The organism is Dactylosporangium sp. CA-139114 (genome assembly GCF_050955725.1).
Classification (GTDB): Bacteria; Actinomycetota; Actinomycetes; order Mycobacteriales; family Micromonosporaceae; genus Dactylosporangium.
Genome location: NZ_CP192080.1, coordinates 4,263,376 through 4,286,710, shown reverse-complemented (window position 1 = coordinate 4,286,710; position 23,335 = coordinate 4,263,376). Strand labels below are relative to the sequence as shown.

The 23,335-nt window shown below is 73.8% G+C and carries 16 protein-coding genes; 6 read left to right on the top strand and 10 right to left on the bottom strand.

Going from position 1 to position 23,335, the window contains the following annotated elements; all coding sequences use genetic code 11:
* Positions 1–38: 38 nt before the first annotated feature.
* The 5 genes from ACQP2P_RS19470 to sthA all read right to left on the bottom strand — a co-directional run bounded on the left by ACQP2P_RS19470 (position 39) and on the right by sthA (position 9,710).
* Positions 39–1,310, bottom strand: coding sequence for an aminotransferase class I/II-fold pyridoxal phosphate-dependent enzyme (locus tag ACQP2P_RS19470; protein WP_433617916.1), 1,272 nt, complete (start codon positions 1,308–1,310; stop codon positions 39–41).
* Between the two features lie 18 nt (positions 1,311–1,328).
* Positions 1,329–4,394: an EAL domain-containing protein gene (locus ACQP2P_RS19465; RefSeq protein ID WP_433617915.1), complete on the bottom strand. Its 3,066-nt coding sequence runs from the start codon at positions 4,392–4,394 to the stop codon at positions 1,329–1,331.
* 919 nt (positions 4,395–5,313) lie between these two features.
* Entirely contained in the window at positions 5,314–6,597 is a 1,284-nt protein-coding gene (locus tag ACQP2P_RS19460; protein ID WP_433619188.1) for a hypothetical protein, read from the bottom strand.
* Positions 6,598–6,769: 172 nt separating this feature from the next.
* Complete coding sequence (locus ACQP2P_RS19455) at positions 6,770–8,287, bottom strand: NTF2-like N-terminal transpeptidase domain-containing protein (RefSeq protein ID WP_433617913.1); 1,518 nt, start codon at positions 8,285–8,287, stop codon at positions 6,770–6,772.
* Between the two features lie 19 nt (positions 8,288–8,306).
* Positions 8,307–9,710: a Si-specific NAD(P)(+) transhydrogenase gene (sthA, locus tag ACQP2P_RS19450; protein ID WP_433617911.1), complete on the bottom strand. Its 1,404-nt coding sequence runs from the start codon at positions 9,708–9,710 to the stop codon at positions 8,307–8,309.
* A 330-nt stretch (positions 9,711–10,040) separates the two neighbouring features.
* Here sthA and ACQP2P_RS19445 point away from each other — a divergent pair, with 330 nt between their 5' ends.
* Positions 10,041–10,538 (top strand): type II toxin-antitoxin system PemK/MazF family toxin, encoded by a 498-nt coding sequence (locus tag ACQP2P_RS19445; protein ID WP_433617909.1) that lies wholly within the window; start codon positions 10,041–10,043, stop codon positions 10,536–10,538.
* 554 nt (positions 10,539–11,092) lie between these two features.
* On the opposite strand, the gene ACQP2P_RS19440 is transcribed toward ACQP2P_RS19445, so the two are convergent.
* A complete protein-coding gene (locus ACQP2P_RS19440) occupies positions 11,093–11,752 on the bottom strand; it encodes a hypothetical protein (RefSeq protein WP_433617907.1) in 660 nt (219 codons plus the stop codon).
* A 452-nt stretch (positions 11,753–12,204) separates the two neighbouring features.
* Here ACQP2P_RS19440 and ACQP2P_RS19435 point away from each other — a divergent pair, with 452 nt between their 5' ends.
* Positions 12,205–12,555: an STAS domain-containing protein gene (locus ACQP2P_RS19435; protein WP_433617905.1), complete on the top strand. Its 351-nt coding sequence runs from the start codon at positions 12,205–12,207 to the stop codon at positions 12,553–12,555.
* 90 nt (positions 12,556–12,645) lie between these two features.
* Here ACQP2P_RS19435 and ACQP2P_RS19430 read toward each other — a convergent pair whose 3' ends face one another.
* The 3 genes from ACQP2P_RS19430 to ACQP2P_RS19420 form a co-directional block, all read right to left on the bottom strand.
* Complete coding sequence (locus ACQP2P_RS19430; protein ID WP_433617903.1) at positions 12,646–13,497, bottom strand: DUF3159 domain-containing protein; 852 nt, start codon at positions 13,495–13,497, stop codon at positions 12,646–12,648.
* A gap of 161 nt (positions 13,498–13,658) precedes the next feature.
* Positions 13,659–14,858: a polysaccharide lyase family 7 protein gene (locus ACQP2P_RS19425; RefSeq protein WP_433617902.1), complete on the bottom strand. Its 1,200-nt coding sequence runs from the start codon at positions 14,856–14,858 to the stop codon at positions 13,659–13,661.
* Positions 14,859–15,004: 146 nt separating this feature from the next.
* A complete protein-coding gene (locus tag ACQP2P_RS19420; RefSeq protein ID WP_433617900.1) occupies positions 15,005–15,730 on the bottom strand; it encodes a tyrosine-protein phosphatase in 726 nt (241 codons plus the stop codon).
* Between the two features lie 321 nt (positions 15,731–16,051).
* Here ACQP2P_RS19420 and ACQP2P_RS19415 point away from each other — a divergent pair, with 321 nt between their 5' ends.
* From ACQP2P_RS19415 to ACQP2P_RS19400, 4 genes are all read left to right on the top strand, one after another.
* Positions 16,052–17,293 (top strand): aromatic acid exporter family protein, encoded by a 1,242-nt coding sequence (locus ACQP2P_RS19415; RefSeq protein WP_433617899.1) that lies wholly within the window; start codon positions 16,052–16,054, stop codon positions 17,291–17,293.
* A 186-nt stretch (positions 17,294–17,479) separates the two neighbouring features.
* Positions 17,480–19,048, top strand: coding sequence for an ABC-F family ATP-binding cassette domain-containing protein (locus tag ACQP2P_RS19410; RefSeq protein ID WP_433617897.1), 1,569 nt, complete (start codon positions 17,480–17,482; stop codon positions 19,046–19,048).
* A 6-nt stretch (positions 19,049–19,054) separates the two neighbouring features.
* Positions 19,055–21,418, top strand: a complete 2,364-nt coding sequence (locus ACQP2P_RS19405) for a DUF6493 family protein (protein WP_433617895.1) — start codon at positions 19,055–19,057, stop codon at positions 21,416–21,418.
* Positions 21,415–22,608 (top strand): SWIM zinc finger family protein, encoded by a 1,194-nt coding sequence (locus ACQP2P_RS19400; protein WP_433617893.1) that lies wholly within the window; start codon positions 21,415–21,417, stop codon positions 22,606–22,608. The genes ACQP2P_RS19405 and ACQP2P_RS19400 overlap by 4 nt, the downstream gene beginning before the upstream one ends.
* 24 nt (positions 22,609–22,632) lie before the next feature.
* Here the strand turns inward: ACQP2P_RS19400 and ACQP2P_RS19395 are convergent, their stop codons facing one another.
* Positions 22,633–23,151, bottom strand: coding sequence for a hypothetical protein (locus tag ACQP2P_RS19395; RefSeq protein WP_433617891.1), 519 nt, complete (start codon positions 23,149–23,151; stop codon positions 22,633–22,635).
* Positions 23,152–23,335 lie beyond the last annotated feature (184 nt).

Here is a 23,335-nt window from a genome sequence, read left to right as displayed (position 1 = left end):
TACCGCCCCGGCGCCACCCGTAGGGGAGGCCCCCGATGTCAGCTCGCGCTGGACTCCCGGGCCTCCTGGAACACGCCCGCGCCCGCCAGCTCCGAGATGACGTCGTTGAGGGTGTCGATCTGCGCGTCCGTGTTCGCCGCGGTCACCTGCACCCGGAAGCCGACCTGGTCGCGCGGCACGCCCGGGTAGGGCGCCAGCGTCACGAACAGCCCCCGCTCCCACAGCAGCTCGGACACGTCGACGAGGTCGCGGTCCAGCGCGATCGGCAGCTCGATGATCGGGGTGTCGTCGGTGTTGGGCGTGAACACCCCGAGCCCGCGCACGTGGTTGAGCACGCGCGTCGACATCCGGTAGAGCTCGGCCCGCAGCTTGTCGCCGCACTCCGCGTTCACCTCCAAGCCGGCGAGCACGGTGGCCAGCGAGGCGGTCGGGGACGGGCCGGAGTAGAGGTAGGGCGCCGCCGAGGCCTTGAGCCGGTTCTTGAGCACCGTCGGCACCGCGAGGAAGGCCATGAGCGACGAGTACGCCTTCGAGAACCCCCCGACGAGCACGACGTCGTCGTAGGACTCCCCGCAGTACCGGATGATGCTGTTGCCGGTGGAGCCGTAGGGGCTGGTCTCGTCGGCGCAGCGGTCGCCGATGACGCCGAAGCCGTGCGCGTCGTCGATGTAGAGCACGGCGCCGTGGGCCCGGCACAGGTCGAGGTATTCCCGCACGTCCGGGATGTTGCCGGTCATGCTGTTGACGCCGTCCATGCACACGAGCACCGGCCCGCCGTCCCTGGACGCCGCCACGGCCGCCCCGGGCAGCAGCGACGCCAGCTCGTCCAGCGAGCGGAACCGCGAGAGGGTGGCGCCCTGGGCCCGGGCGAAGACGCAGCCGTCCCAGATGGTCTTGTGGGCCCGGGCGTCGATGAGGATCTGGCCCCGCTGGGCGATCGCCGGGATGACGGAGAGGTGGATCTGCGTGATGGTCGGCAGCACCAGGGTGTCCTCGGCCCCGAGCAGCGCGGCCAGCCGCTCCTCGATCTGCGGGTAGAGCGCCGGGTTGCCCAGCATGCGCGACCACGACGGATGCGTGCCCCAGCGGCGCAGCTGCTCCTCGACCGCCCCGATGATCTGCGGCTCCAGGTCGAAGCCGAGGTAGTTGCAGGAGGCCCAGTCGGTCAGCCAGTGCTCCCCGACGCGGATGCGCCGCCCGTCGATCTCGTCGATGACGGCGTCGTAGAACCGGGTCTCGGTGCGGAGGCGGGCGATGCCGCTGTACCGCGGGTCAAGGTCAACTTCGGTGGCCAGCTCTGAGGCGTGCACACAATCCTCCGGGGTGGTTCAGGCCGCGGTGCGGCCTCCCCGTTGAGGCCCCGACGCATCGTCCGACAACCATTGACTCGCGTCACGGTAGCTCAGCGGCCTCGAGAACAAGTACCCCTGACCATGGTCGCAACCCATCGTGACCAGCAGGTCGCGCTCCGCCGACGTCTCGATGCCCTCGGCGACGACCTGCAGCTTGAGAATCCGGGCCAGCTGCACGATCATGTCCACGACCGCGTGCTGCTCGGCCGAGGAGACCACCGTGTCGATGAAGCTCTTGTCCAGCTTGAGCACGTCGACGGGGAGTCGCCGCAGGTAGGACAGCGACGAGAAGCCGGTGCCGAAGTCGTCGATGGCGATGCGCACCCCGGCCTGACGCAGGGCCGCGAGCTCGGCCGCGACCTCGCCGTCGTCGTGCAGCAGCAGGCTCTCGGTCATCTCCAGCAGCAGGCCGCCCGGGGGCAGGCCCATCCGGTCGATCTCGGCGAGCACCCACCGGGCGAAGTCCGGCGAGCGGAACTGCCGGGCCGAGACGTTCACGGAGACATAGATCTCATCTTCGGGGTACGCGATCCGCCACTGCGCCGCGGCCGTGATGGCCTGGCTGAGGACCCAGGCGCCGAGCGGGACGATGAGCCCGCTCTCCTCGGCGACGGAGATGAACTCGTCCGGCGGGACCATGCCGCGGGTCGGGTGGTCCCAGCGCACGAGGGCCTCGAAGCCGCGGGTGCGGTCGTCGGCGAGCGTGACGATGGGCTGGAAGTGCAGCAGGAAGGCCTCGCCGGCGATGGCCCGGTCGAGGTCGGCGCGCAGCTTGTGCCGCTCGACGACGGCGCTGTGCAGCGAGGACTCGAAGCGCCGCCAGCGGTCCCGCCCGGCGTCCTTGGCCACGTAGACGGCCAGGTCGGCGTGGCGCAGCAGCTCCTGGGCGGTGGCGGCCTCGGCGGTGGTGGCCACGCCGATGCTGGCCGTGGCCGACACCGTGCCGTGGGCGAGCTCGAACGGCGCCTTGAAGCTCTGCAGCACCCGCTCCGCCACCCGCTCCACGTCGGCGGAGGTCCCCGCCCGGCGGACCAGGGCCGCGAACTCGTCGCCGCCGAGCCGCGCCACGGTGCCGGCCGCGCCGTAGGAGCCGTCGACGGCCCGCAGCGCCTCGGTCAGCCGCTGCCCGACCGCGACGAGCAGGGCGTCGCCGGCGCCGTGGCCGAAGGTGTCGTTGACCACCTTGAAGTCGTCGAGCTCGACGATGAGCACGCCGACCGTCGCGCCCGTCTCGGCGCCGGACGCGACCGCCTCCTGGACCCGGGTGAGGAAGACCTCGCGGTTCGGCAGGCCGGTGAGGGCGTCGAAGGTGGCGCGCTGGTACAGCTCCGCCTGCAGCCGGCTGCGCTCGGTCACGTCCCGCAGGGTCACCACGACCCCGCGCACGGTGGGCTCGCCGCGCAGGTCGCGGAAGGTCGCCTCGACCAGCGCCGGCCGCCCGTCGGGGCCGGTCACCTGCAGGTCCTGCCCGGGCCGGGCACTGTCGGCAACGGGCGCGTCCACGGGCCGGCGGGGCAGGTCGGGCGGCAGCGGCGCGGGGTGGCGGACCGGCCCGGCGGCGCGGACCTCGGCCAGGCGCCGGGCGACCTCGGCCGCGCTCTCCTCGGCGAACGCCGTCGGCAGCGGGGTGCCGAGCAGGTCGGAGCCGAACAGCGCCCGCGCGGAGGGGCTCGCGTAGCCGACGAGGTCGCCGTCGCCGACGATGAGGATGACGTCGGCGGTGTTGAGCACGAGGGTGCGGAAGTACGCCTCGCTGTTGCGCCGCCCCACCTCCTCGCCGAGCGCGATGCGCTCCAGGGCCATCGCGGCCTGGGTGGCGAGGATCTGCGCGGCCTCCTGCAGCCCGGCGAGCACCACCTCGTCGGCGGCCACGTACAGCGCCCGCTCGGCGGCCCGCCCGTCGGCCAGGGCCAGCGGGCAGCACAGGGCGACCTCGAAGCCGCCGAGCTCGGCGGCGAGCTCGGGGTCCAGCTCCGACAGGTACGGCATCGACACCTTCGGCCCGCGGGCGGGGCCGAGCGCGACGGCGTAGGAGCCGCCGGGCGGCAGCAGCTCGGCGACGGCGCCGCGGACGGTCCGGGCGACGCCCCCGGCGTCGGTGGCCATGAGCAGCGCGGCACCGGCGCTGCGCAGGCGTCGCTCGCGCTGCACGGTGAGCCGCTGCGCGCGCACCGCCCGGCCCAGCCGCAGCAGGACCAGGCCGGACAGCAGCGCGGACACGGCGGCGATGGCGGCGGCGTCGCGCACCTGGCCTCCCCGCATCTCGACGAACAGCACGATCGGAGCGATGAACAACGACAGCCCGAGCAGCAGCAGGCGGCCGAGCCGCTCCTCGCCGCCGCGGTGGACCTGGGGCTCGGTCAGCTGCCGCATCGAGGGATGCAGCGCCGCGACGCCCCACAGCGCGTAGAACGCGGCCCAGCCGATGTCGATCGGGCCCCCGGTGTGCCAGCTGCCGGCGAGCTGGTGCAGGCCGTAGCCGACGTCGGAGCTGAGCAGCCCGACACCGCCGAGCGCGAGCAGCGCCAGGGCGGCGTGGAAGCGCACGGAGGCGATGAGCCGGGCGCCGACGAGCAGCACGACGATGTCGGCGAGCGGGTAGGCGATGGAGATGCTCCGGTCCAGCGTGGACAGGTTCGGATTGTCCACATAGGGCCGGATCAGGAAGATGTACGACAGCAGGCCGAGCCCCGCCGTCAGCGTGACCGCGTCGAACAGGCCGCCGAGGTCGCGCCGGACCACGCCGAGGCGGTAGAGCCAGACCAGGGCCGCGGCGATGAGGACGTACATCGTGAGGTAGAGCGCGTCGGCCAGCGACGGGAAGCCGGACTGGTGCAGCAGCCGGGTCAGCACGTCGGCGATGAGGTCGCCGGTGATGAAGCAGGCGACCGCGCCGGCCAGCAGCAGCCATGGCGCCCGCTTGCGGGGCTTGTGCAGGTGCACCCCGAGCAGGATCGCGGCCACGCTCGAGCAGCCGATCGCGGACCACAGCACGGGATGGAGGCTGGGCAGCGCGAAGTTGGCGATCACCAGGACCGCCATCGCACCGGCGTAACCCGCCAGCACCCCGCGTGCCGACCCGCTCACTCTCTGCTGCCTTCGTTAGCGATCACCAGCCCCGCCCCGCGCGCTCGCGGCGAGGCAGACGCTACCCAGTTCGCTGCCGAATGAGGAGTACCTGGCAGGATCGTTCCGAGCGGCCCGCACGACGCCTTTGACGCCATTTGCGCATTTGGCGGTTTAGATGGTACTGCCCAGTGCCCGTCATATCTACACCGTGCGATGGCTGGTTTTACGCTCGGCAACCAAACGCTCGGATTCATTCACGCAAACGTTCAGCGTCATTCGTGGTCATTCGCAGTCATTCGCGCGTTCGCGTCCACTCGGGGTTGGCGGCACTCGTGTTCGCCGGCACTCGGGTGCGGCGCCACGCGCGCGTTCGCTCGCGGTTCGGGGTCGTTGCGCGCTTGCGGTCGTCCGCGCGGTCGCAGCCGTTCGCGGTTGCGGTCACTCGAGCGATCGTTCGCGGTCACTCGCGCGCCTTCGCCCCGTCGTTCGCGCACGCCCACGCAGTCGTTCGCGGTCGTTCGCGCGCATTCGCCCGGTCGTTCCCGCGCGCCCGCGCCGTCGCTCGCGCACACCCGCGCCGTCGCTCGCGCACACCCGCCGTCGCTCGCGCACACCCGCGCCGTCGCTCGTGCGCACCCGCGCCGTCGCTCGCGGTCACTCGCGCGCACCCGCGCAGTCGTTCGCGGTCGTTCGCGCGCATTCGCCCAGTCGTTCCCGCGCGCCCGCGCAGTCGTTCGCGCGCAGTCGCGTTCGCGCGCAGTCGTTCGTGGTCACGCGCACCCGCGCCTTCACTCGCGCGCACCCGAGCCGTCGCGCGCATCCGCGCGATCGTTCGCGGTCACTCGCGCGCATTCGTTCGCGCGCTCGCGCGCACCCGCGCCGTCGTTCGCGGTCACTCGCGCGGTCGCGGTCGCCGTCGCACCATGGTCACCGAGAGTGCCGCTGTCAACGCGGCGACGCACCAGACTCCGCCGACGGCCCAGGCCCCGAACAGCAGCAGCGCCGAGAGCTCCGTCGCCAGGGCCGCGACCGAGGTGACCGTCGCCCGGGCCGCGCCGTCGATGACGGCCTGCAGGCGCGCGTCGGCGATGACGAGCACGAGGCGGTACAACGCGTAGAAGACGGCGACGAGCACGATCCCGGCGGGCCGGTCCAGCGCGGCCGCCCCGGCCAGGAACAGCCCGCCGGCCAGCATCAGCCCCGCGAGCCCCCGGCCGGGCAGTCCCCCGGCGCGGGCGGCCAGCCCGGCCCCGACCGCCCCGCCGAGCGTGATGACGAGGGTGGCGGCCGGGTTCAGGGCGGTGGGCACGCCCCAGCCGTGGGCGAGCAGCGGAAAGTACTCCTCGACCGCGTCGAGCCCGGCCAGCGCGGCGAGCACGAGGGCCGCGGTGCGCACGGCCGGGCGCCCGGCCGCCTCCCGCAGACCGTCGCGCAGGGTCGCGAAGTACCCGAGCTCACCACCGTCCTCGAGTTCGCCCCCGTCGCCGGGTCCGCCACCGTTCCCGGGTTCGCCGCCGTCTCCGGATCCGTCACCGTTCCCGGGTTCGCCCCCGTCGCCGGGCCCGTCACCGTCGAAGCCTCCGACCTGGCGCCTGCCGCCGTCGAAGCTGCCGGCCTGGGATTCACCGCCGCCGAAGCCTCCGACCTGGCGCCTGCCGGCGCCGAAGCTGCCGGCCTGGGATTCACCGCCGTCGACATTGTCAGCCTGGAATTCACCACCGCCCAGGCTGCCGGCCGTGGACCCCCGGACCTCGGGCAGCCGCGCGGCCAGCGCGGACGCGGCGAGGCACACGCCGACGCTCACCCAGCCGACCAGCGGGTAGCCGCCGAGCGGGAACAGCACCGCGGCCGCCACGGCCGCCGGGATCTGCGCGACGAGCCCGGCCGCGGTGACCTGGCCGGAGACGCGTACGTAGCGGCTCTCGTGCCCGGCCGCGAGCAGCCCGTCGTAGAGCAGCGCCTCGATCGACCCGCTCGCCAGCGCCCCGCCGAGGCCCCAGAGCACGAACCCGGCCGCGAACACGGCGAAGGAGGGCAGCGCCGTCCACAGCGCGAACCCGGCCGCCTGCAGCAGCCCGGCCGCGACCAGGTTGGCGCGGCGGGAGAACCGGTCGGCGAGGGCGCCGGTGGGCACCTCGGCGGCGATCCCGACCGCGGACCAGAGCGCGAACAGCAGCGAGATCTCGCCGCCGGACAGGCCGGTGTCGGTGAACAGCAGGGCGTACAGCGGATAGAGCGGGACAGCATCGGACAGCAGCGCCCAGCGGACCCCGCGGCGGCTCAGGCGGCGGACATCGGCCGGCAGGGGCTCCGGTGTTCTGCGTCAACCGAACGGCATGGTGGGCACGCTACTTGACGGCGGCGTAGAACGCGTCCGCAATCGCGCCGGCGGTCTGGCTCGTGCCGTCGGTGACGTACGCGCAGTACGCGATCCCGTCCCGCACGCCGACGGCCAGGTTGGGCGCGTCGAGCGTCCCCTGCACCTTCGCGCCCGGCTGGGCCTTCGCGTCCTTGACGAGCACGGGCTCCTGCCAGGCGCCGCGGGACAGTGCCGCGGCGGCCGCGGCGTAGCCGATCGGGGCGGCCGTCACGCCGTTGGCGTCGGCGCGGCCGGTGAACACGTCGGCGCCCAGGCTCCACTTGGCGCCGACGCCGAGGCTCGCCGGGTCCGCGGGCCACGCCGGGCCGGGGATCTCACCGAGGAAGGCGAGGTTGTACCCCGCCGGGCCCGGCCCGTTCGCGACGGCCAGGACGGTGCCGTCGCTGACCTTGACGGCCACCAGCGCCGAAGGCTTCCCGGTGCCGGCGAGGGCGGCGTCGGCGGCCTGCTGCACCTTCACGTCGATGGTCGTGGCGATGACCGCCCCGTCCTGGGCCGGCAGCGTGAACAGGGGCTCGCCGGGTGTCGCGCCGGGCCTGGCGTCCAGCGGGGCGATCGAGACGCCGGGGAGGCCGCGCAGCTGGGTGTCGTACCGTCGCTGCATTCCGGTGAGCCCGGCGACGTCACCGGCCTTGAGCGCCCCGCCGCTCGCGTCGATGATCTCCTTCGTCGCCGGGCCGGAGGTGCCGAGCAGGGCCCGGGCGAACGTGCGCGTCATCGGCAGCGAGAGGGTGCCCGCCCTGACCCGGATGCCGGGCGTCTTGTTCAGGTCGGTGGCGATCTCGTCGAAGTCGGTCCTGCGCAGCGTCACCACGTCGACGAACGCGTCCGGCTTGGCCGCCTGGAGCTTCGCGGGCAGCCCCTGCACGTCGACGTCGGCCTGCACCGAGCGGAACACGTCGCCGAGGTGCGCCACCAGGTCGGGCACGTCCGGCACGGCCCGGGGCTCGACGCCGACGTACACGACCGGCGTCTCGGCGACGATCGGGGTGCCGTCGGCGGCCGCGATCTTCCCGCGCCCGGCCGGGGTCGCGCGCAGGGACAGGTGCTGACCGTCCTCCAGCTTCGGGTGGACGGTGGAGGGGCCGAAGTACACCTGCCAGCGTTTGCCGAGCAGTCGCGCGTGCACGGCGGTGTCGTAGGCCCACTTCCGCCCGTCGGGCAGCGTCCACGCCACCGCGACGCTCAACGTGGCGTCGGACGCCTGAAGCCGGGCCTTGCCGTGCGGGGTGAGCTCGGGCCGGCGCGCGGACAGGTCCCCCTCGGTGCCGGCCAGCAGCTCCTTGGCCGCCGCGGCGTCCAGGGTGCGGCCCTGCGGCGTGAGCAGGTCCGGGAAGCCGCTGAAGTCGGCCTTGCGCCAGTCGGCGAGGAAGGTCGTGAACCGGTCGTGCACGACCTTGTCCTGATCGTCGTCGCAGGCGGCGGCCAGGGGCGCGACCAGGGTCAGCGCGCCGAGCAGCAGCAGGAGTCCCCGAAGCCTCGTCACAGGCCGACGATAGCGGCCCCTATGCGGACAAGCGCGACACGGATCGCATCTTGTTCATTGCGTCAAGTGCGGCAACTTTGTACGACTCCGCGAGCGTCGGGTAGTTGAAGACCGCGTCCACCAGGTAGTCCACCGTCCCGCCGCAGCCCATCACCGTCTGTCCGATGTGGACGAGCTCGGTGGCGCCGGTGCCGAAGACGTGCACACCGAGGATCTTGCGGTCCTCGGGCGAGACGATGATTTTCAGCATGCCGTACGAGTCCCCGATGATCTGGCCGCGGGCCAGCTCCCGGTAGCGGGAGATGCCCACCTCGAACGGGATGCTCGCGTCGGTGAGGTCGTCCTCGGTGCGCCCGACGAAGCTGATCTCCGGGATGGTGTAGATGCCGATCGGCTGGAGCTGGCCCATGCCCCGCACCGGCTCGTCGCAGGCGTGGTGCGCGGCCAGGCGGCCCTGCTCCATCGACGTCGAGGCGAGGGCCGGGAAGCCGATGATGTCGCCGACGGCGTAGATGTGCGGGACCCCGGTGCGGAAGTGCTCGTCGACGGTGATCCGCCCGCGCGCGTCGGCGGTGAGCCCGGCCTTCTCCAGCCCGAGCAGGTCGGCGGCGCCCTGGCGGCCGGCCGAGTACATGACGGTGTCGGCGGCGATGCGCTTGCCGCTGGCCAGGACCGCGACCGCGGTGCGCCCGTGCCGCTCGACGGCGGCGACGGACTCGCGGAAGCGGAACGACACCGACAGGTCACGCAGGTGGTACTTCAGCGCCTCGACGATCTCCAGGTCGCAGAAGTCGAGCATGCGATCCCGCCGCTCGACCACGGTCACCTTGGTGCCCAGGGCCGCGAACATGGAGGCGTACTCGATGCCGATGACCCCGGCGCCGACCACCACCATCGAGGCGGGCACCTTGTCGAGGTTGAGGATGCCGTCGGAGTCGATGATCGTCACGTCGTCGAAGTCGACACTGTCGGGCCGGGCCGGCCGCGTCCCCGCCGCGACGATGATCTTCTCCGCGCTCACGTGCGACTCGCGGCCCTGGTCGTCCTCGAGCGCGATGGTGTGCGGGTCGACGAACCGCCCGGTCCCCTGCAGCAGCCGGACCCGGTTGCGGGCGAGCTGGCTGCGGATGACCTCGATCTCGCGCCCGATGACGTGCGTGGTGCGCGCGCCCAGGTCGCCGACGGTGATGTCCTCCTTGACGCGGTAGCTCTGGCCGTACATCTCGCGCTGGTTGAGGCCGGTCAGGTACAGGACCGCCTCGCGCAGCGTCTTGCTCGGAATGGTGCCCGTGTTGATGCAGACCCCGCCGATCATGTTGCGCCGTTCGACGACGGCGACACGGCGCTCGAGCTTGGCGGCGGCGATGGCCGCCTTCTGCCCACCCGGCCCGGAGCCGAGCACGAGGACATCGAAGTCGTACATGGTCCACAGTCTCCCCGGCGCGCCCGGGACGCGTAAAGACGCGTGCGGTTACGGTCGCCCGCGGGCAATGTGTTCTGCACACTGCGGCTACACGCCCCGGCCGCGGCTGGCGCCTTCGGTCTGTCCACCGCGCTTGGTCCGGGCGCTGCGCTTTGGCTCGGGCGCTGCGCTTCAGTCTGGACGCCGCGCTTCGGTCTGGGCGCTGCGGCTGCGGCTCGGGCACTGCGGCCGGCGGCTGCGGCCGGGCCTGCTCTCGCGCGGGGCGCGGCGGGGCTCGGGCTCGGGCGTGCTCCGCGGCGGGTGGCGGGGGTTGCGGCTATGGTCGTCGGCGTGAAGCGTCTTCTGCAAGCCGTGGCCACCCGCCTGGGTGTGCGCCGCCCCGCCCCCGCTCCGGCGCCGGCCCCCCGGCCGCGCGCCCCGCAGCACCCCGTCCCCGGCCCGCCGCCGCAGCGCCACGAGACCGAGAAGCTGCTCGAATACTCCCCCAGCCTCGACGGCGACGCCGACCCGGGCGAGATCGTGTGGACGTGGGTGCAGTACGAGGAGGATCCGCACCAGGGCAAGGACCGCCCGGTGCTGGTCGTCGGCCGCAAGGGCGCCGCGGTGCTGGGCCTGATGCTGTCGAGCCAGTCGGAGCGGGACGGGCAGCGCAACTGGTTCGCCCTGGGCCCCGGCTCGTGGGACCGCGACAAGCGCCCGAGCTGGGTGCGCCTCGACCGCGTCCTGACGGTCGACGCCGACAGCATTCGCCGCGAGGGCGCGATCCTCGACCGCGAGCGCTTCGACCGTGTCGCGGCGCAGCTGCGCTCGGGCTACGGCTGGTCCTGAAACGTCCCGACTTCCTGACCGCCGCGCGTCCCGGCTCTCGACCGCCGCGCGTCCCGGCTCTCGACCGCCGCGCCTTCGCTTTTCGCGCCCACCCGCCCGGGCCGGCCGCCGGCGCGCGGCTCCGACCTCGTAGAGGCGCCCGGCCCGGGCGGTGGGCGCGCGGCTCAACCGCCGGCGCGCGGCTGAACTCCCGGCTGCGTGGTTCCACCGCGGGCGCTCGGCTGAACTCCCGGCTGCGTGGTTCCACCGCGGGCGCTCGGCTGAACTCCCGGCTGCGTGGTTCCACCGCGGGCGCTCGGTCCGGCCGCCGAAGCTCGGCTCGGCCGCCGGCAGGGTGGTGCGGCCGACGGCAGCATGGTTCGACGATCGACGCGCAGGGCTCGGCCGCCGGTGCGAGGCGCGGCCACCGGCAGCGTGGTTCGACGATCGACGCGCAGGGCTCGGCCCGATCGAAATCGGCGGTACGGCTCGACAAACTGCATTGCGCCGTTGAAACGGAAATGTCCGAACACTCCGTGTCCGGACATTTCCGACTTTTCGTATATGCGCAGTAGCTACGACGGCTGCGTGACCTGCATCGGCAGCATGCGTCCGAGCTCCTCGCGCATCACCGCCGCCGCCGCGTCGAAGTCGTCGGCCTTGGTCTCCGTGCCGTCGCGGGTCACCACGCGCCACTTGCCGTCGGCCGACGAGGACAGGGTCGCGCGGCCCGGCTGGATGCCGCGCTCGAAGTCCGCCGCCGAGGAGGCGGTGAACGTGGCGACCGCCGGGCGGTGGCGGTGCAGGAACCGGTCGGCGACGGCGAGCAGCGGCTCGCGCACGTCGGTGTCGGCCGGGATCGGGGTGATGTCATAGCAGCGGTACGCGCGCGCCGCCACCAGCACCCGGATGCGCTCGGCGTCGAGCATCAGGGCGCCGTCCGCGTGGTCGTCCGCCGTGAGCCCGACCTGCACGAACCCGCGGGGCCGGTGCAGCCCGGCCGCGACGGCCGCGACGGCGGGGGCGAGCTCGAGCCGGCTACCGCTGCCCTCGACCGGCGCGGCCAGGTGGCGCAGGAGCAGCGAACCGACGCCCGCGCTGAGCACCGAGTCGGTGCGATCGGCCTCGGTGAGCCCGAGCAGCCGCGGCGTCTGCCCCGGCTGGCCGGCGCTGGCCAGCAGGAACGACAGTTCGGCGGCGGTCATGCTGAGCTGTTCGGTGGCGGTCCCGTCCATGGCGTCCTATCCCGTCGCGCGGCTGTCGTGGCAGTGGCCCCCTGCGACCGGCGCGGCGAACGCTCCGCCGCATCGAGGGGTCGCAAGGCTCAACGGCGCCGGCCGCCGAGAGTCACGCACGGATTGCGGCGCCCGCTAAGACCCGCCACCGGTCACTCACCATCAGCCCGAATCCACCTGCCCGGAGGACTCGCCGTCCACCGCTCGTAGGACTCGGCGCTGGCGGCCGGGGCGAGGGTCGGCGCGTTGTCCGGGCGGCGGGAAAGCGGATCGCGATAGGTTCGGATACAGGGAGTGAAGGCGGGTGCCGGGAACCGGCCCGCGATGGTTGCAAATCGGGCGTGGGATCGCGAAGGGTGACCGCGGGGGCGGTAACATGCCGCGTGTTCGACCGGAGAGGGACCTCGCTTGACGCAGCGTGACAGGCCACGTGACAGGCCATGGGGGCGGAAATGACCGACGGCATCGCGACCGGCACCGTAGGCGGGTGCGTGGTGGTCACGCCGACCGGGGCGCTCGATGTCGCCACCTCGCCGGAGCTGCACGCGCTGCTGCATCAGACCCTCGACGACGGCGAGACGCGCCTCGTGCTCGACCTGTCCCAGGTCGACTTCATCGACTCCACGGCGCTACGGGTGCTGGTGTCGATCCACAAACGCCTGCGCGAGAGCGGCGGCTTCGCCGTGGTGTGCCCGCACGCGCGCATCCGGCGGATCTTCGACCTGACCGCGCTCGACCGGGTGCTGACGCTCACCGACACCGTGGACGAGGCCCTGACGGCGCTGGGCGAGACGCCCCGATAGCCGGACGTCAGGCGGCCGGGCCGTCAGGTAGCCGGACGCCGGAGAGCCGTAGGCCGGGTAGCGGGCGCACCGACCCGTGGGTGCGGCGCCTCAGGAGGGCTCGTCCGGCCGGTCGAGGGTCTGCGCGGCGCGCGGGATCGGCCCGGACGAGACGGGGTGGCGGATCCCGGGATGCTCAGCGGGCAGGGCCCGGCGCAGGACCCACCAGCTCACCGCCAGGCACGCCGCCACCAGCGGCCAGGTCAGGATCGTCTGCGCCGCGGCCAGCCACAGCACGGCACCCGCGGCGTAGAGCGGGATGAAGACGGCGAGGCGGATGACGTACTGCAGCACCCACACCCAACTCGCGCGCTGATAGGCCCGCAGCAGGGCCCGATCGGACCGCCAGCGGGTCTTCTGGCCCAGGACCGTGCCGACGATCAGGCCGAGGAAGGGCCAGCGCACGAGAATGCTCGCGGCCCAGGCGAGGGCGGAGACGGCGTTGGTCAGCACACGGACGCCGAAGAAGTCCTCGGCCCGCCCGGTGCGCAGCGCCACCAGGGCACCGGCGCAGACGACGAGCAGGCTCAGGACCGTGCCGACCGGGCGCCGGCGCTCCGCCAGACGCCAGCCGGCGACCATCGCGCCGGCCAGCACCGCGATGCCCGCGCCCCACGGGATCGAGTGGGCGCCGGCCAGCCAGCCGATCGCGAAGCCGGCCAGCGGCACCGCGGTCTCGACGGCCGAGCGCCAGCCGCCGAGCAGTGTGGTCAGCGACTCGTCCGCGGCCCGATCCGAACCGGCGGCGTCCGCGGCCCGATCCGAACCGGCGGCGTCCGCGGCCCGATCCGAACCGGCGGCGTCCGCGGCCTGATCCGAACCGGCGGCGTCCGTGACGGCCCGAGCCGGCGCACCACCCTCGCCCGCGCCGGCCAGCTCCGCCGGCTCACTCTCGCGCGCCATCCGTCCCCCGCCTCGCCCACGCTCCGCTCGAACGAAGGTTAGCCTGCCCTGTCGGGCGTGAGCGAGGCAAGAAGACGGATGCGCTTCGCATCACGGCCATGACGCACGGTCAGCGCAGCCGAGGCTGCCCGTGCGACGCGGCCACAGACACCTGATGCGGGTCAGCCGTGGCTCACGGTCAGCGCGTAGAACTTCACCTTCGCGCCGTTCGTGGTGCTCTCGGACGAGGACTGGTTGTAGGAGCCGGCCTTGAAGTACATGCCGTACTGGTTGAACGACGACGGAATCCCGTAGCTCGTCGTGCTGCCGTTGATCGTCAGCTTGATGGTGTTGCCGCCGGAGACCGCGATCACGTAGCTCCACTGCACGCCGAGCGGCACGTTGCCCACGGTGTGCAGCGTCTGGCCGCCGTCCGGGGAGTTCTCGGTGCCGAGGATGATATCGCCGTTCGGCCGGTAGTACAGCTCCAGCAGCGGCTTCGTCGACGGCCCGCCGGTGCCGAGGTGGATCTGCCCGACGCACACGTTCTTCGTGACCGATGGGATGCGCAGCCTTGCGGAGAGCTTGTGCGAGCCCGCGAGCTTCCAGTCGGCCGCGCTGCCGTTGGCGTTCATCTCGCGCAGCTCGGAGCGCGCGTAGTTGGAGTTCGGCGTGGTCACGCCCTTCTCCGGCGCCCAGAACGTCATCGAGCCGTCGGTCTTGTCGGTGAAGAAGTACGCCGGGTTGACGTACCCGTTCGCCCCCTTCAGCTGCGAGGGCGGGATCTGCGTCGGCGATCCGGGGCTGCCCGTCGGCAGCTGCAGCTGCCAGATGGACAGGTCGAAGTTCCCGCCCGGCGCGACGTTCGGGTCGAGGCCCGACGAGGGCGTCGTCGGCGTCGTCGTACCGCCCGGCAGCGTCCACGCCTGGTTCGCCGAACCCGCACAGGTCCAGATCTGCAGGCGGGTACCGTTGGCAGAGCTTTGATCCGTGGCGTCCAGGCACTTGCCCGAACCCGTGTTGACCAGCGCCGACCCGTTCGCGGTCCACTGCTGGGCCGCGGTGCCGTTGCAGTCGTAGAGCTGGATCTTCGCCCCGTTGGCGGTCGATGCCGCCGTCACGTCGAGGCACTTGCCGAGCGCCCGGACGGTGTTGTCGCCGGTGCCGACCGTCCAGCTCTGCGCGTTCGTGCCATTGCAGTCGTACAGCTGGATCGCGGCCCCGTTCGCCGAGCTCGCGGCGGCCACGTCGACACACTTGCCGCCGAGGCCGACGATCGGCCCGGCGGTCGCCGCGGTGGCCGCGGTGACCCCGAGCACGCCGAGCGTGCCGGCCACGGCGGCGGCGGTGAACCCGATGAGAATCTTGGAGCGGCGTTTCATGGGCGGTCCCTTGCCGATCGGGGGTTATCTGGCAGAGTGGCTGCCAATAAACGCTCCCATCGATGCGTTGTCAACCGGCCCCCGAGCCCGGAAACGGGCATCCGCGCAGCTCACGCCGTTGTTAGGAAACTTAAATTAAGTTTCGCTTAGCCGGCCGGCCGCTCCAGCAGGTTCTCCTCGAGGCGGGCGAAGGTCGCGGCGGACAGGCCGAGGTAGTCGCGCACCGACCCGTGCCGCGCCCGCAGGTCGGCCAGGAACAGCAGCATGGTCTCGGCCGGCGAGAGCAGCCACCGCGCGGGCATCCGGGCCACCTCGGGGTTGAGCGCGCGCAGGAACGCCATGCTGCGCTCGGTCGCGCCCTGGGTGAGCGCGTAGTCCTCGGCGATCACGTCGTCGGGCACGCCGAGCGCACCGAGCGTGACCGCGGACACCACACCGGTGCGGTCCTTCCCGGCGACGCAGTGCACCACGACGGGCGCGTTCTCGGCGTCGGCGATGATCTCGACCGCGGCCACGACCGCGTCCCGCCCGTCCTCGGCGAGTTCGAGGTAGCGGTTGGCCAGCCAGCGAGCGTCGCTGACCTCGTCGGCGTCGACCGACGCCTCCCACTCGGCGTGGACCGGATGCAGATGGTGATAGGTCAGCCCCTCGAACGCGTGCACCCGCCCGTCGCGCTCGATCTCGCGTGGGCGGCGCAGGTCGATGACGGTGCGTACGCCGAGCGCGGTGAACGACGCGGCGTCGGCCGGGTCGATGCGGCTGAGCGAGTCCGAGCGGAAGAGCCGGCGCCAGCGGGTCGTCCGCCCGTCGGCCGCGGGGTACCCGCCGAGGTCGCGGAAGTTGAACAGGTTGGGGTGGTCGTAGTTCCGCACGGCTTGGACCCTACGCGACCGGCTCCTCGCGGAGGGGGCGCGATAAGTCGGGCGCTCCGCGCCACGACTTATCGGACATTTCACGATTTAACGGTGCGTGCGACATGCACCGCTCCGGCCCGCGCGACCAGCGAAAGACTCCGTTGCGTGAAGGGCCGGCGAGTGTGTGCTCGACCGCGTCACGGCGTTGACGAGGCCCGGAGCGGACCGGAAAGGCTCCATGGCGTGGAGGACCGGCAAGTGTGTGCTTGACCGCTTCACGGCGTTGACGAGGCCCGGAGTTGAGAGGATCGAGCCGTGGCGCGCAAACCCCATGAAGTCGTGACCGAACCGCTCGGGACGCTGCTCGCCAGCGTGCCACAGAGCAAACCGAGCTGGCTCACCATCGTCAAGACGACCGCCGCCGCGACGATCGCGTGGGCGCTCGCCCGGCAGCTCAACCAGAACACCGCCGTGCTCTTCGCGCCCGTCGTGGCGGTGCTGACACTGCAGGCCAGCGTGTACGGCTCCATCGCCACCGGCCTGCAACTGCTCTTCGCGAACCTCATCGGCACCGCGCTGGCCATCGCCTGGACGCAGCTGCTCGGGCTCACCTGGTGGTCATTGGCCCTCGCGGCGTTCGCCGCGCTCGCGGTCGCCCGGCAGGTCACGAACACACCCCTGGCCCGCAACCAGCTCACCATCGCGACCCTGGTGGTGCTGGTGCTGGCACCGGTGGCGCACGGGTACGGCCAATGGCGCTTCCTCGACGTCGCCCTGGGCTCCGTCGTGGGGTTGACGATCGCGGTGGCCGTGCCCGAGCGCCCTCGGATCGCGAAGATCCGGGCGACCCTGGAGGCGTGGGGCCGCGAGTGTGTCTCGGTGCTCCGGCACATCGCGGACGAGCTGGGAACGCGCCCGGACCCGGCGGCGCGCGCGGATGGCCCCGGAGCACCGCCGGCGGGCGCCAAGCCGCCGGCGAACGGCGCATCGTTCCCGGGCGGCGCGCCTTCGGTTGGCGGCACACCATCGGCGGGCGGGGCACCTTCGGCGGACGGGGGCGGCCGGCTGCTCGGGCCCACGGAGCGGCACGACTGGATCGCCGAGTCGCGCAAGCTCAACGACGTCGCCTCGGCGGCGGGCGCCGCGGTCGCGGGGGTCGAGGAGGTCGCGCTCATCAACGTGTTCGCCCGCGGCCTGCGGCGGGACGTGGAGCAGGTCCGGCGGGAGCAGCTCTGGCTCGTACGCGTCACGCTGCAGGTGCGGGCGATCTCGCTCGCGACGGACCGGCTGTACGACCGCCCCGGGCCGCCGCCCGCACTCGACCGCGCCACGCTGCGCTCGCTCATCAACGCGCTCGCGGACCTGCTCGAGCGGCGCATCGAGGGCGAGCGGGTCAACGACATGTCGCTGCGGGCGGGGCTGATCGCGGCGGTCGAGCGCGTGCACACCGTGTTTCCGACGGCGGTCGCGGTGCTCGACTCGGTGTCGCTGCTCGGGCGGCTGGACCAGCTGCGCCAGGACATCATGGGCGAAGGCGCCGAAGCTCTCGTCGATCTGGACAAAGTCCCGCGAAACGAGTGAACACCCCGTCGGGCGATAAGTCCGAAATGTCGCGGCGCGGAGCGTCCGGCGCCGGCCGAATCACGTTGCCGCGGCGGGTGGCCCGGGTTATCTTCAAGGGGATGTGATCACCAGACCTTCCCGCGCCCGCGCCTGAGGACCCATGTGCCCGGCGGGCGGAAGTGTCTACCCCACTGGTGGTCCGCCTTGTCCCGACAGCCCCTGATCGCCCATGACCTCGTGCGCACGTTCGGCACCCGCCGCGTGCTCGACGGGGTCTCCCTCACCGCCGCGCCCGGCCGCCGCATCGGTCTGATCGGCGAGAACGGCACCGGCAAGTCCACGCTGCTGCGGCTGCTGGCCGGCGCCGACGAGCCCGACGGCGGCACCGTCGAGCGCCCGGCCGATCTCGGGTACCTGCACCAGGAGATGCCGTTCGACCCGGCCGCGACCGTGGCCGACGTCGTCGCCGACGCGGTGCGCGAGGCCCGCGAGTGCCTCGCCGCCATGGACGCCGCGCTCGCCGCCGGGCACCTCGACGACTACGCCGGGCTGCTGGAGCGCGCCCAGGAGATCGACGCCTGGGACGCCGACCGGCGAGCCGGGATCGTCCTCGACGGTCTGGGTCTGGCGGCGGTACCGCATGATCGGCCCCTGGCCACCCTCTCGGGCGGCCAGCGCGGACGCCTCGCGCTCGCGGCTCTGCTCGTGCGCCGCCCGGCCGCGCTGCTGCTGGACGAGCCGACGAACCACCTCGACGACGCCGCCGCGGCGTTCCTCGAGGCGCAGCTGCGGGAGCTGCCCGGCGCGGTCGTGCTCGCCAGCCACGACCGGGCGTTCCTCGACGCGGTCTGCACCGACGTCGTCGACCTCGACCCGGCCGTCGACGGGCCGGTCCGCTACGGCGGCGGGTACTCCGCCTACCAGGCCGAGCGCCGCGCCGAACGCGAACGCTGGGAGCGACGCTTCGCCGAGGAGCAGGAAGAGCTCGACGCGCTGCGGCACGCCGTCTCCGTGACCGCGCACCAGGTCGCCCACAACCGGCCCAAGCGCGACAACGAGAAGATGAACTTCGGCCGCACCACCGGCCGGGTCGAGGGCCAGATCTCCCGCCGCGTCCGCAACGCCGCCCGGCGGCTGGACACGCTCACCCGCGAGCAGGTCCGCAAGCCCCCGCCGCCGCTGCGGTTGCGCGCCGAAACGCTCGCCACCGAGGCCGACGGCCTGCTCGTGGCGCTGCGCGACGTGCACGTGCCGGGCCGGCTGACCCTCGACCGGCTCGACATCCCGGCCGGCGACCGGCTCCTCGTGACGGGCGCGAACGGCACCGGCAAGTCGACGCTGCTCGCCGTCGTGGCCGGGCGGGTCCCGGCCGCGGGCGTCCGGCGCCGCCCCGGCCTGCGCGTCGGGCTGCTCACGCAGGACACGGCCTTCGAGCGCCCGGACCGCACGGCCCTGGCGACCTACGAGGCCGTGCTCGGGCCGGAGCGGGCGGCGGCGGTACCGCTGCGCAGCCTCGGCCTGCTCGCCCCGCGCGACGCGGCCAGGCCGGTCGGCGAGCTCTCCGTGGGCCAGCGCCGCCGGCTCGACCTGGCCCTGCTCATCGCGGACCCGCCGGACCTGCTGCTGCTCGACGAGCCGACGAACCACCTCTCCCCTTCGCTGTGCGACGAGCTCGAGGCGGCGCTCGCCACCGGCCCCGGCGCGTTCGTCGTCGCCAGCCACGACCGCTGGCTGCGTTCCCGCTGGGCGGGTCGCACACGGCAGTTGGGCTGAGCCGCGATGCTGACGATCGACGCCATGTACGCGCGGCTACGGGAGTCGGACGACGGTGTCGGCATCCTCCTGGCGGACCTGTGGCGGCTCGATCCGGGGCCGCCGCCCACCGGACCGCCGCCCGCGCGGCTGCGGCAGCAGGTGGCCGAGGTCGTGGGGAACATCGCGGTGCACTGGCCGCAGCGGGCGATGTTCGCCGGCGTGCGCACCCTGGAACGGCTGGGCCAGATCACGCTGGAGCGCGACGAGACCTACGTGCTGGCGATGATCTCGGCCCTGGGCGACCGGGGCGAGGCCGAGCCCCGCCTGGCCGCGATCCGCGCCGACGAGGAGCTGCGCGAGTCGCTGCTGTGGCGCGTCTTCGAGGTCGAGGGCGGCGGCGAGGTGAGCCTGGCCAACGTGGACAAGTTCAGCCACCCGGACGCGGGCTGGAGCGCCTGCCTGCGCACCCTCGCGGCCGACGGCACGCTGCCCCGCGAGCGGCTCCTCGACGCCTGCCTGCGCGCCCTGGCCCGGGACTTCAGCGCGTACCGCGCCGGCTTCTTCTCGCAGCTGTACACCGCCCTGGCACCGGCCCCGGCCGAGCTCGACCAGGCGCGGCTGCTGCGCCTGCTGGCGTCGGGGGTGCCCGCGACCGTCTCGTTCGCGGTGCGGCACCTGGTCGCCGCGGACAAGGCGGGCGGGCTGGACGACCCCGCCTTCGTCGGCGGGGCCGGGGCGGCGCTGACGGTACCGGCGAAGGGTACTCCCCTGGCCGTCCTGGCGCTCCTGGACCGGATTCGGGCGCGCAACCCGTTGCTGGCCGACGACATCACGGCGGTCGTCGCGCTCGGCCTGGAGCATCGGCATCGTGAGGTGCAGCAGCGCGCCCTGGCCCTGCTGCGGGCGGCGGGCGCCATGGCGGAGATCGCCGAGCGCGTGGAGCTGCTGGAGCCGACCGTCGCCCGCGAGGCCGCCGACTGGCTCGGCGCGAGTCCGTCCACTGTGGAGCTGCCGCCGGGCGGGCCGGGAACGGAGCCGCCGGCCGGGCCGCCGGAAACGGAGGCGGCGGGCAGGCCGGGACAGCAGCGGTCGGTGGACGAGCGGGTCGCGGCGCTGCTCGCCGGTGAGACGGACCCGTTCGAGATCGAGCGCTTCCTCGCCGACGTCGCCGCGGGCCGGGTGGGCCGCGACCTGTCCGGGCCGGCGCGGCGGGTGCACCGGCGCGGCGACGACGGGTCGCTCGGGTACGCCGTCGCCGCCCTCGTGCTCGGCGAGCCTTCCAAGGCGCGCGGGACGCTCCCGGCCGAGCGGATCCGCGAGCTGCACCGCCTGGCCGGGCCGCGCACGCTGCTGGCCACGCCGACCGACGCGTCCGGGTGGCTCGACCCGGCCGAGCTCGTCGCGCGCCTGGCCTGCGCCCCGCAGCCGCCGCACCACGATCTCGTCGCCGCGCTGCTGCGCGTGCACCCCGACGGCCGGGCCGGGGCCCTGCGCGCCGCGGCCGGGCTGCCGGGCGAGGCGGGCGCCGCGGTGCGGTACGCGCTCGGCGGGCCGCCCGCCCCGATCGGCAACCGGGCCGTGTGGATCGCCGCCGCCCGCTCCCGCGCCCCGCTGAACGACGACCCGCACCTGCTCGCCGCCCGGCTCGGCGATCCGGGCCAGGGCCGGGCCGTGGACATCCCGCTGCGGGTCACCGAGCACCGGCACACCTACCGGGACGGGCCGTACACGCGGTCGGTGCAGTGGTCCGAGCCGGACCTGCGCACGTACAAGGGCGCCGCCGACCAGCCGACCGTCCTAGCCGTCCGGCACTGGCCGGAGCCCGGCTGGATTCCGTGGCTGGCGCAGACCTGGCCGCACGACGCCGAGGTCTTCTGCGGCGAGGCCCTCGGGGAGATGCTCGGCGCGGCCGGCACCGAGCGGGCCTACGGCGCGTCCGCGGTCCTCGACGCCCTCGCCGTGCACCCCGGGCGGCTCGGGCCGCTGGCCGCCGGGGTCCTCGCCGCCGGGCTGACCGCGACCGAGATCGGGCCCCGCACGCGCGCCGCCGAGGCCTTCGCCGCGGTCGTACCGCCCCGCCGCCTCGACCCGGCCCTCCTCGCCGACGCGATGGTGACCCTGGCCCGCCACGCGACCGCGAGCCGCTGGTCCTCGGCGCTGCGCGCGTCCGGCGCCGCGCCCGCCGTCGCCGACGTGCTGTCCCGCACCCTGCCGCGCCTCCCCCGCGACCACCCCGGCCTGCACGCGCTCATGGCGACCCTGCACGAGGAGTCCGTCCGGGCCGGCGGCGTCCCCGGGTCGCCCGAGTTGCGCGCGTGGCTGGCGGGATTCACCGGCTCGTCCAAGGCCGCGAAGACCGCCCGGGCGCTGCTGGCCGAGCCGGCATGAGCGACGTTGAGCAGGCCTACCGGTACCTGCGACCCTCCACCGTGGACGATCGCGGCACGGTGCTGTCCACGAGCGGCGGCCCGGAGCCGAACCCGTCCTTCTACGACGGCCTCGTCGAGCACGCCGAGCCCGTCGCCGCCGCCCTGCTGGCCGTGGCCCGGATCGCCCGCACCCGCTTCTACACCCCGCCGAACATGGTCACGGCCGCGATCCGGGCCGCCGATCCGCTGGTGACCGCGGACGCGGCCGGGCACCTGCGGTTCGAGGCGCTGTCGGCGTGCTGCGGCGTCTACGGCCGGCTCGACCTGCTCCCCGAAGCGCTCGAGTCCGCGCCGCGCGCGTGCGGAACGACCAATGTGGACGTCAACGCGCCCATGCGCGAGGCCCTCGCCGGGATCGGCGGGCTCGATCCGATGCGGCTCGCCGTCGGGGCCGACGAGCTGCGGCTGTCCACGCTGGACGGTGACGTGGTCGAGCGGCGGGTTCCGCTGCCCGAGCGCTGGGTGCGCAGCCTCGCCGAGGTGCACGTGCTGGCGCGGGCGATGGGGCCGGGGGCGCGGTACCCGGCCGCGGCCGTGCGCCGGTTCCTGCAGGCCCTGCCGCGCGGGCCGCAGCACGGCACCCTCTTCGCGGCTCCGTCGCCGGTCGGCCCCCGGCTGTCCACCCGGCCGGTGCCCGGGGCGGTGGGGATCGCGGGGCTGGACCGGCTGCGGGTGGTGGAGCCGCTGCTGCGCCGGGCGAGCGGGGTCCGCACCTTCGGGCTGGGCACCGCCTCCGCCTGGGTGCTCGACCTGCCGGGCGCCCGGTTCACGGCCATGCTGAGCCCGGCGCCGAGCCGCGCGTTCTGCGGCGAGGGCGGCATCCTCGACGGCGGCGACTCGGCCGGCAGCGATTCGACCGGCGGGACCGGGTTCGATCTCGCCGACGGGGTCGCGTTCGAGCGGGTGCTGCCGCTGGACGCGCTCGTCGACGCCGGGGAGCAGCCGCGGTTGCGCGACGCGCGGGCGCTGGTCGCGGCCGGGGCCGTGCACCCGTCGGCGGACGGTGCCGTGGTCCACAGTGGAGGCACCCCGTACACGGTGCGCGCGACGGACGACGGGGAACGGTGCACGTGCCGGTGGTTCGCCCAGCACGGGCTCGGCCGCGGCCCCTGCAAGCACATCCTGGCCGTGCGGCTCAGCCGCACCTAGGCACCGTCCTGCCGGGGCCCCCGGCTACGGCAGGCTGGCCTTCTCGCCGGTGAGCTCGTCGACGACGTGGACGCGGCGGCCGTCCGGCGGGCGGTGCCGCGGCGTGGCCAGGATCTTCGCGAAGCGCTCGATGCCGTCGCGCCACCAGGTGCCGTCGGGCAGGCCGAAGAGGGTCGCGTCGAGTTGCGAGTGGACGGTGACGGTCAGGCCGCTCCAGACCCGGTCCGGCTCGCCGGGCAGGGGCGACGGGTGGTCCGAGGTCGTGTGGACGGTCGTGGACCGGGACAGTTCGGTGTACCACAGGCCGGAGCGGATGATGTCGGCCACGGGGCGCCGGCCCTCGTTCGGCGGGGCGGCGACCGTCGCGCCGCGCACGGTCGCCGACAGCGGGCCGCCGCGATGCAGGATCACGTCGACCACCGGGGCGGCGGGGGCGAGGCGCAGCAGGTCCGCTGCCGTCCACGCGGCGATCACCAGGGGCCAGTCGGCGGCCGGGAAGGCGCCGAAGTAGAGCCCGGGGTTCGCCTTCACGGCGCTGGACACCGACCGTACCCGTGCGCGAAGGACCGGTAACCCGTTGTCAGCCACGCGGCAGACTTTGACAGTCGCACCCTTCGATGTCCAGACCCCTCGGACCCTGCGGCTGAGATTTAACACAAGACTTGCGTGTGCCGATGACCCGGTGCGGTCTTGTCCCGCGGACGCCGGGATTCCTGGTGGGAACAAC

Excerpts from the sequence above, each read along its gene's own strand:
- ACQP2P_RS19430 (WP_433617903.1), bottom strand. The coding sequence starts at position 13,497 with ATGGCGCGCGAGAGTGAGCCGGCGGAGCTGGCCGGCGCGGGCGAGGGT.
- ACQP2P_RS19425 (WP_433617902.1), bottom strand. The coding sequence starts at position 14,858 with ATGAAACGCCGCTCCAAGATTCTCATCGGGTTCACCGCCGCCGCCGTG.
- ACQP2P_RS19405 (WP_433617895.1), top strand. The coding sequence starts at position 19,055 with ATGCTGACGATCGACGCCATGTACGCGCGGCTACGGGAGTCGGACGAC.
- ACQP2P_RS19435 (WP_433617905.1), top strand. The coding sequence starts at position 12,205 with ATGACCGACGGCATCGCGACCGGCACCGTAGGCGGGTGCGTGGTGGTC.
- ACQP2P_RS19465 (WP_433617915.1), bottom strand. The coding sequence starts at position 4,394 with ATGGCGGTCCTGGTGATCGCCAACTTCGCGCTGCCCAGCCTCCATCCC.
- ACQP2P_RS19440 (WP_433617907.1), bottom strand. The coding sequence starts at position 11,752 with ATGGACGGGACCGCCACCGAACAGCTCAGCATGACCGCCGCCGAACTG.
- ACQP2P_RS19400 (WP_433617893.1), top strand. The coding sequence starts at position 21,415 with ATGAGCGACGTTGAGCAGGCCTACCGGTACCTGCGACCCTCCACCGTG.
- sthA (WP_433617911.1), bottom strand. The coding sequence starts at position 9,710 with ATGTACGACTTCGATGTCCTCGTGCTCGGCTCCGGGCCGGGTGGGCAG.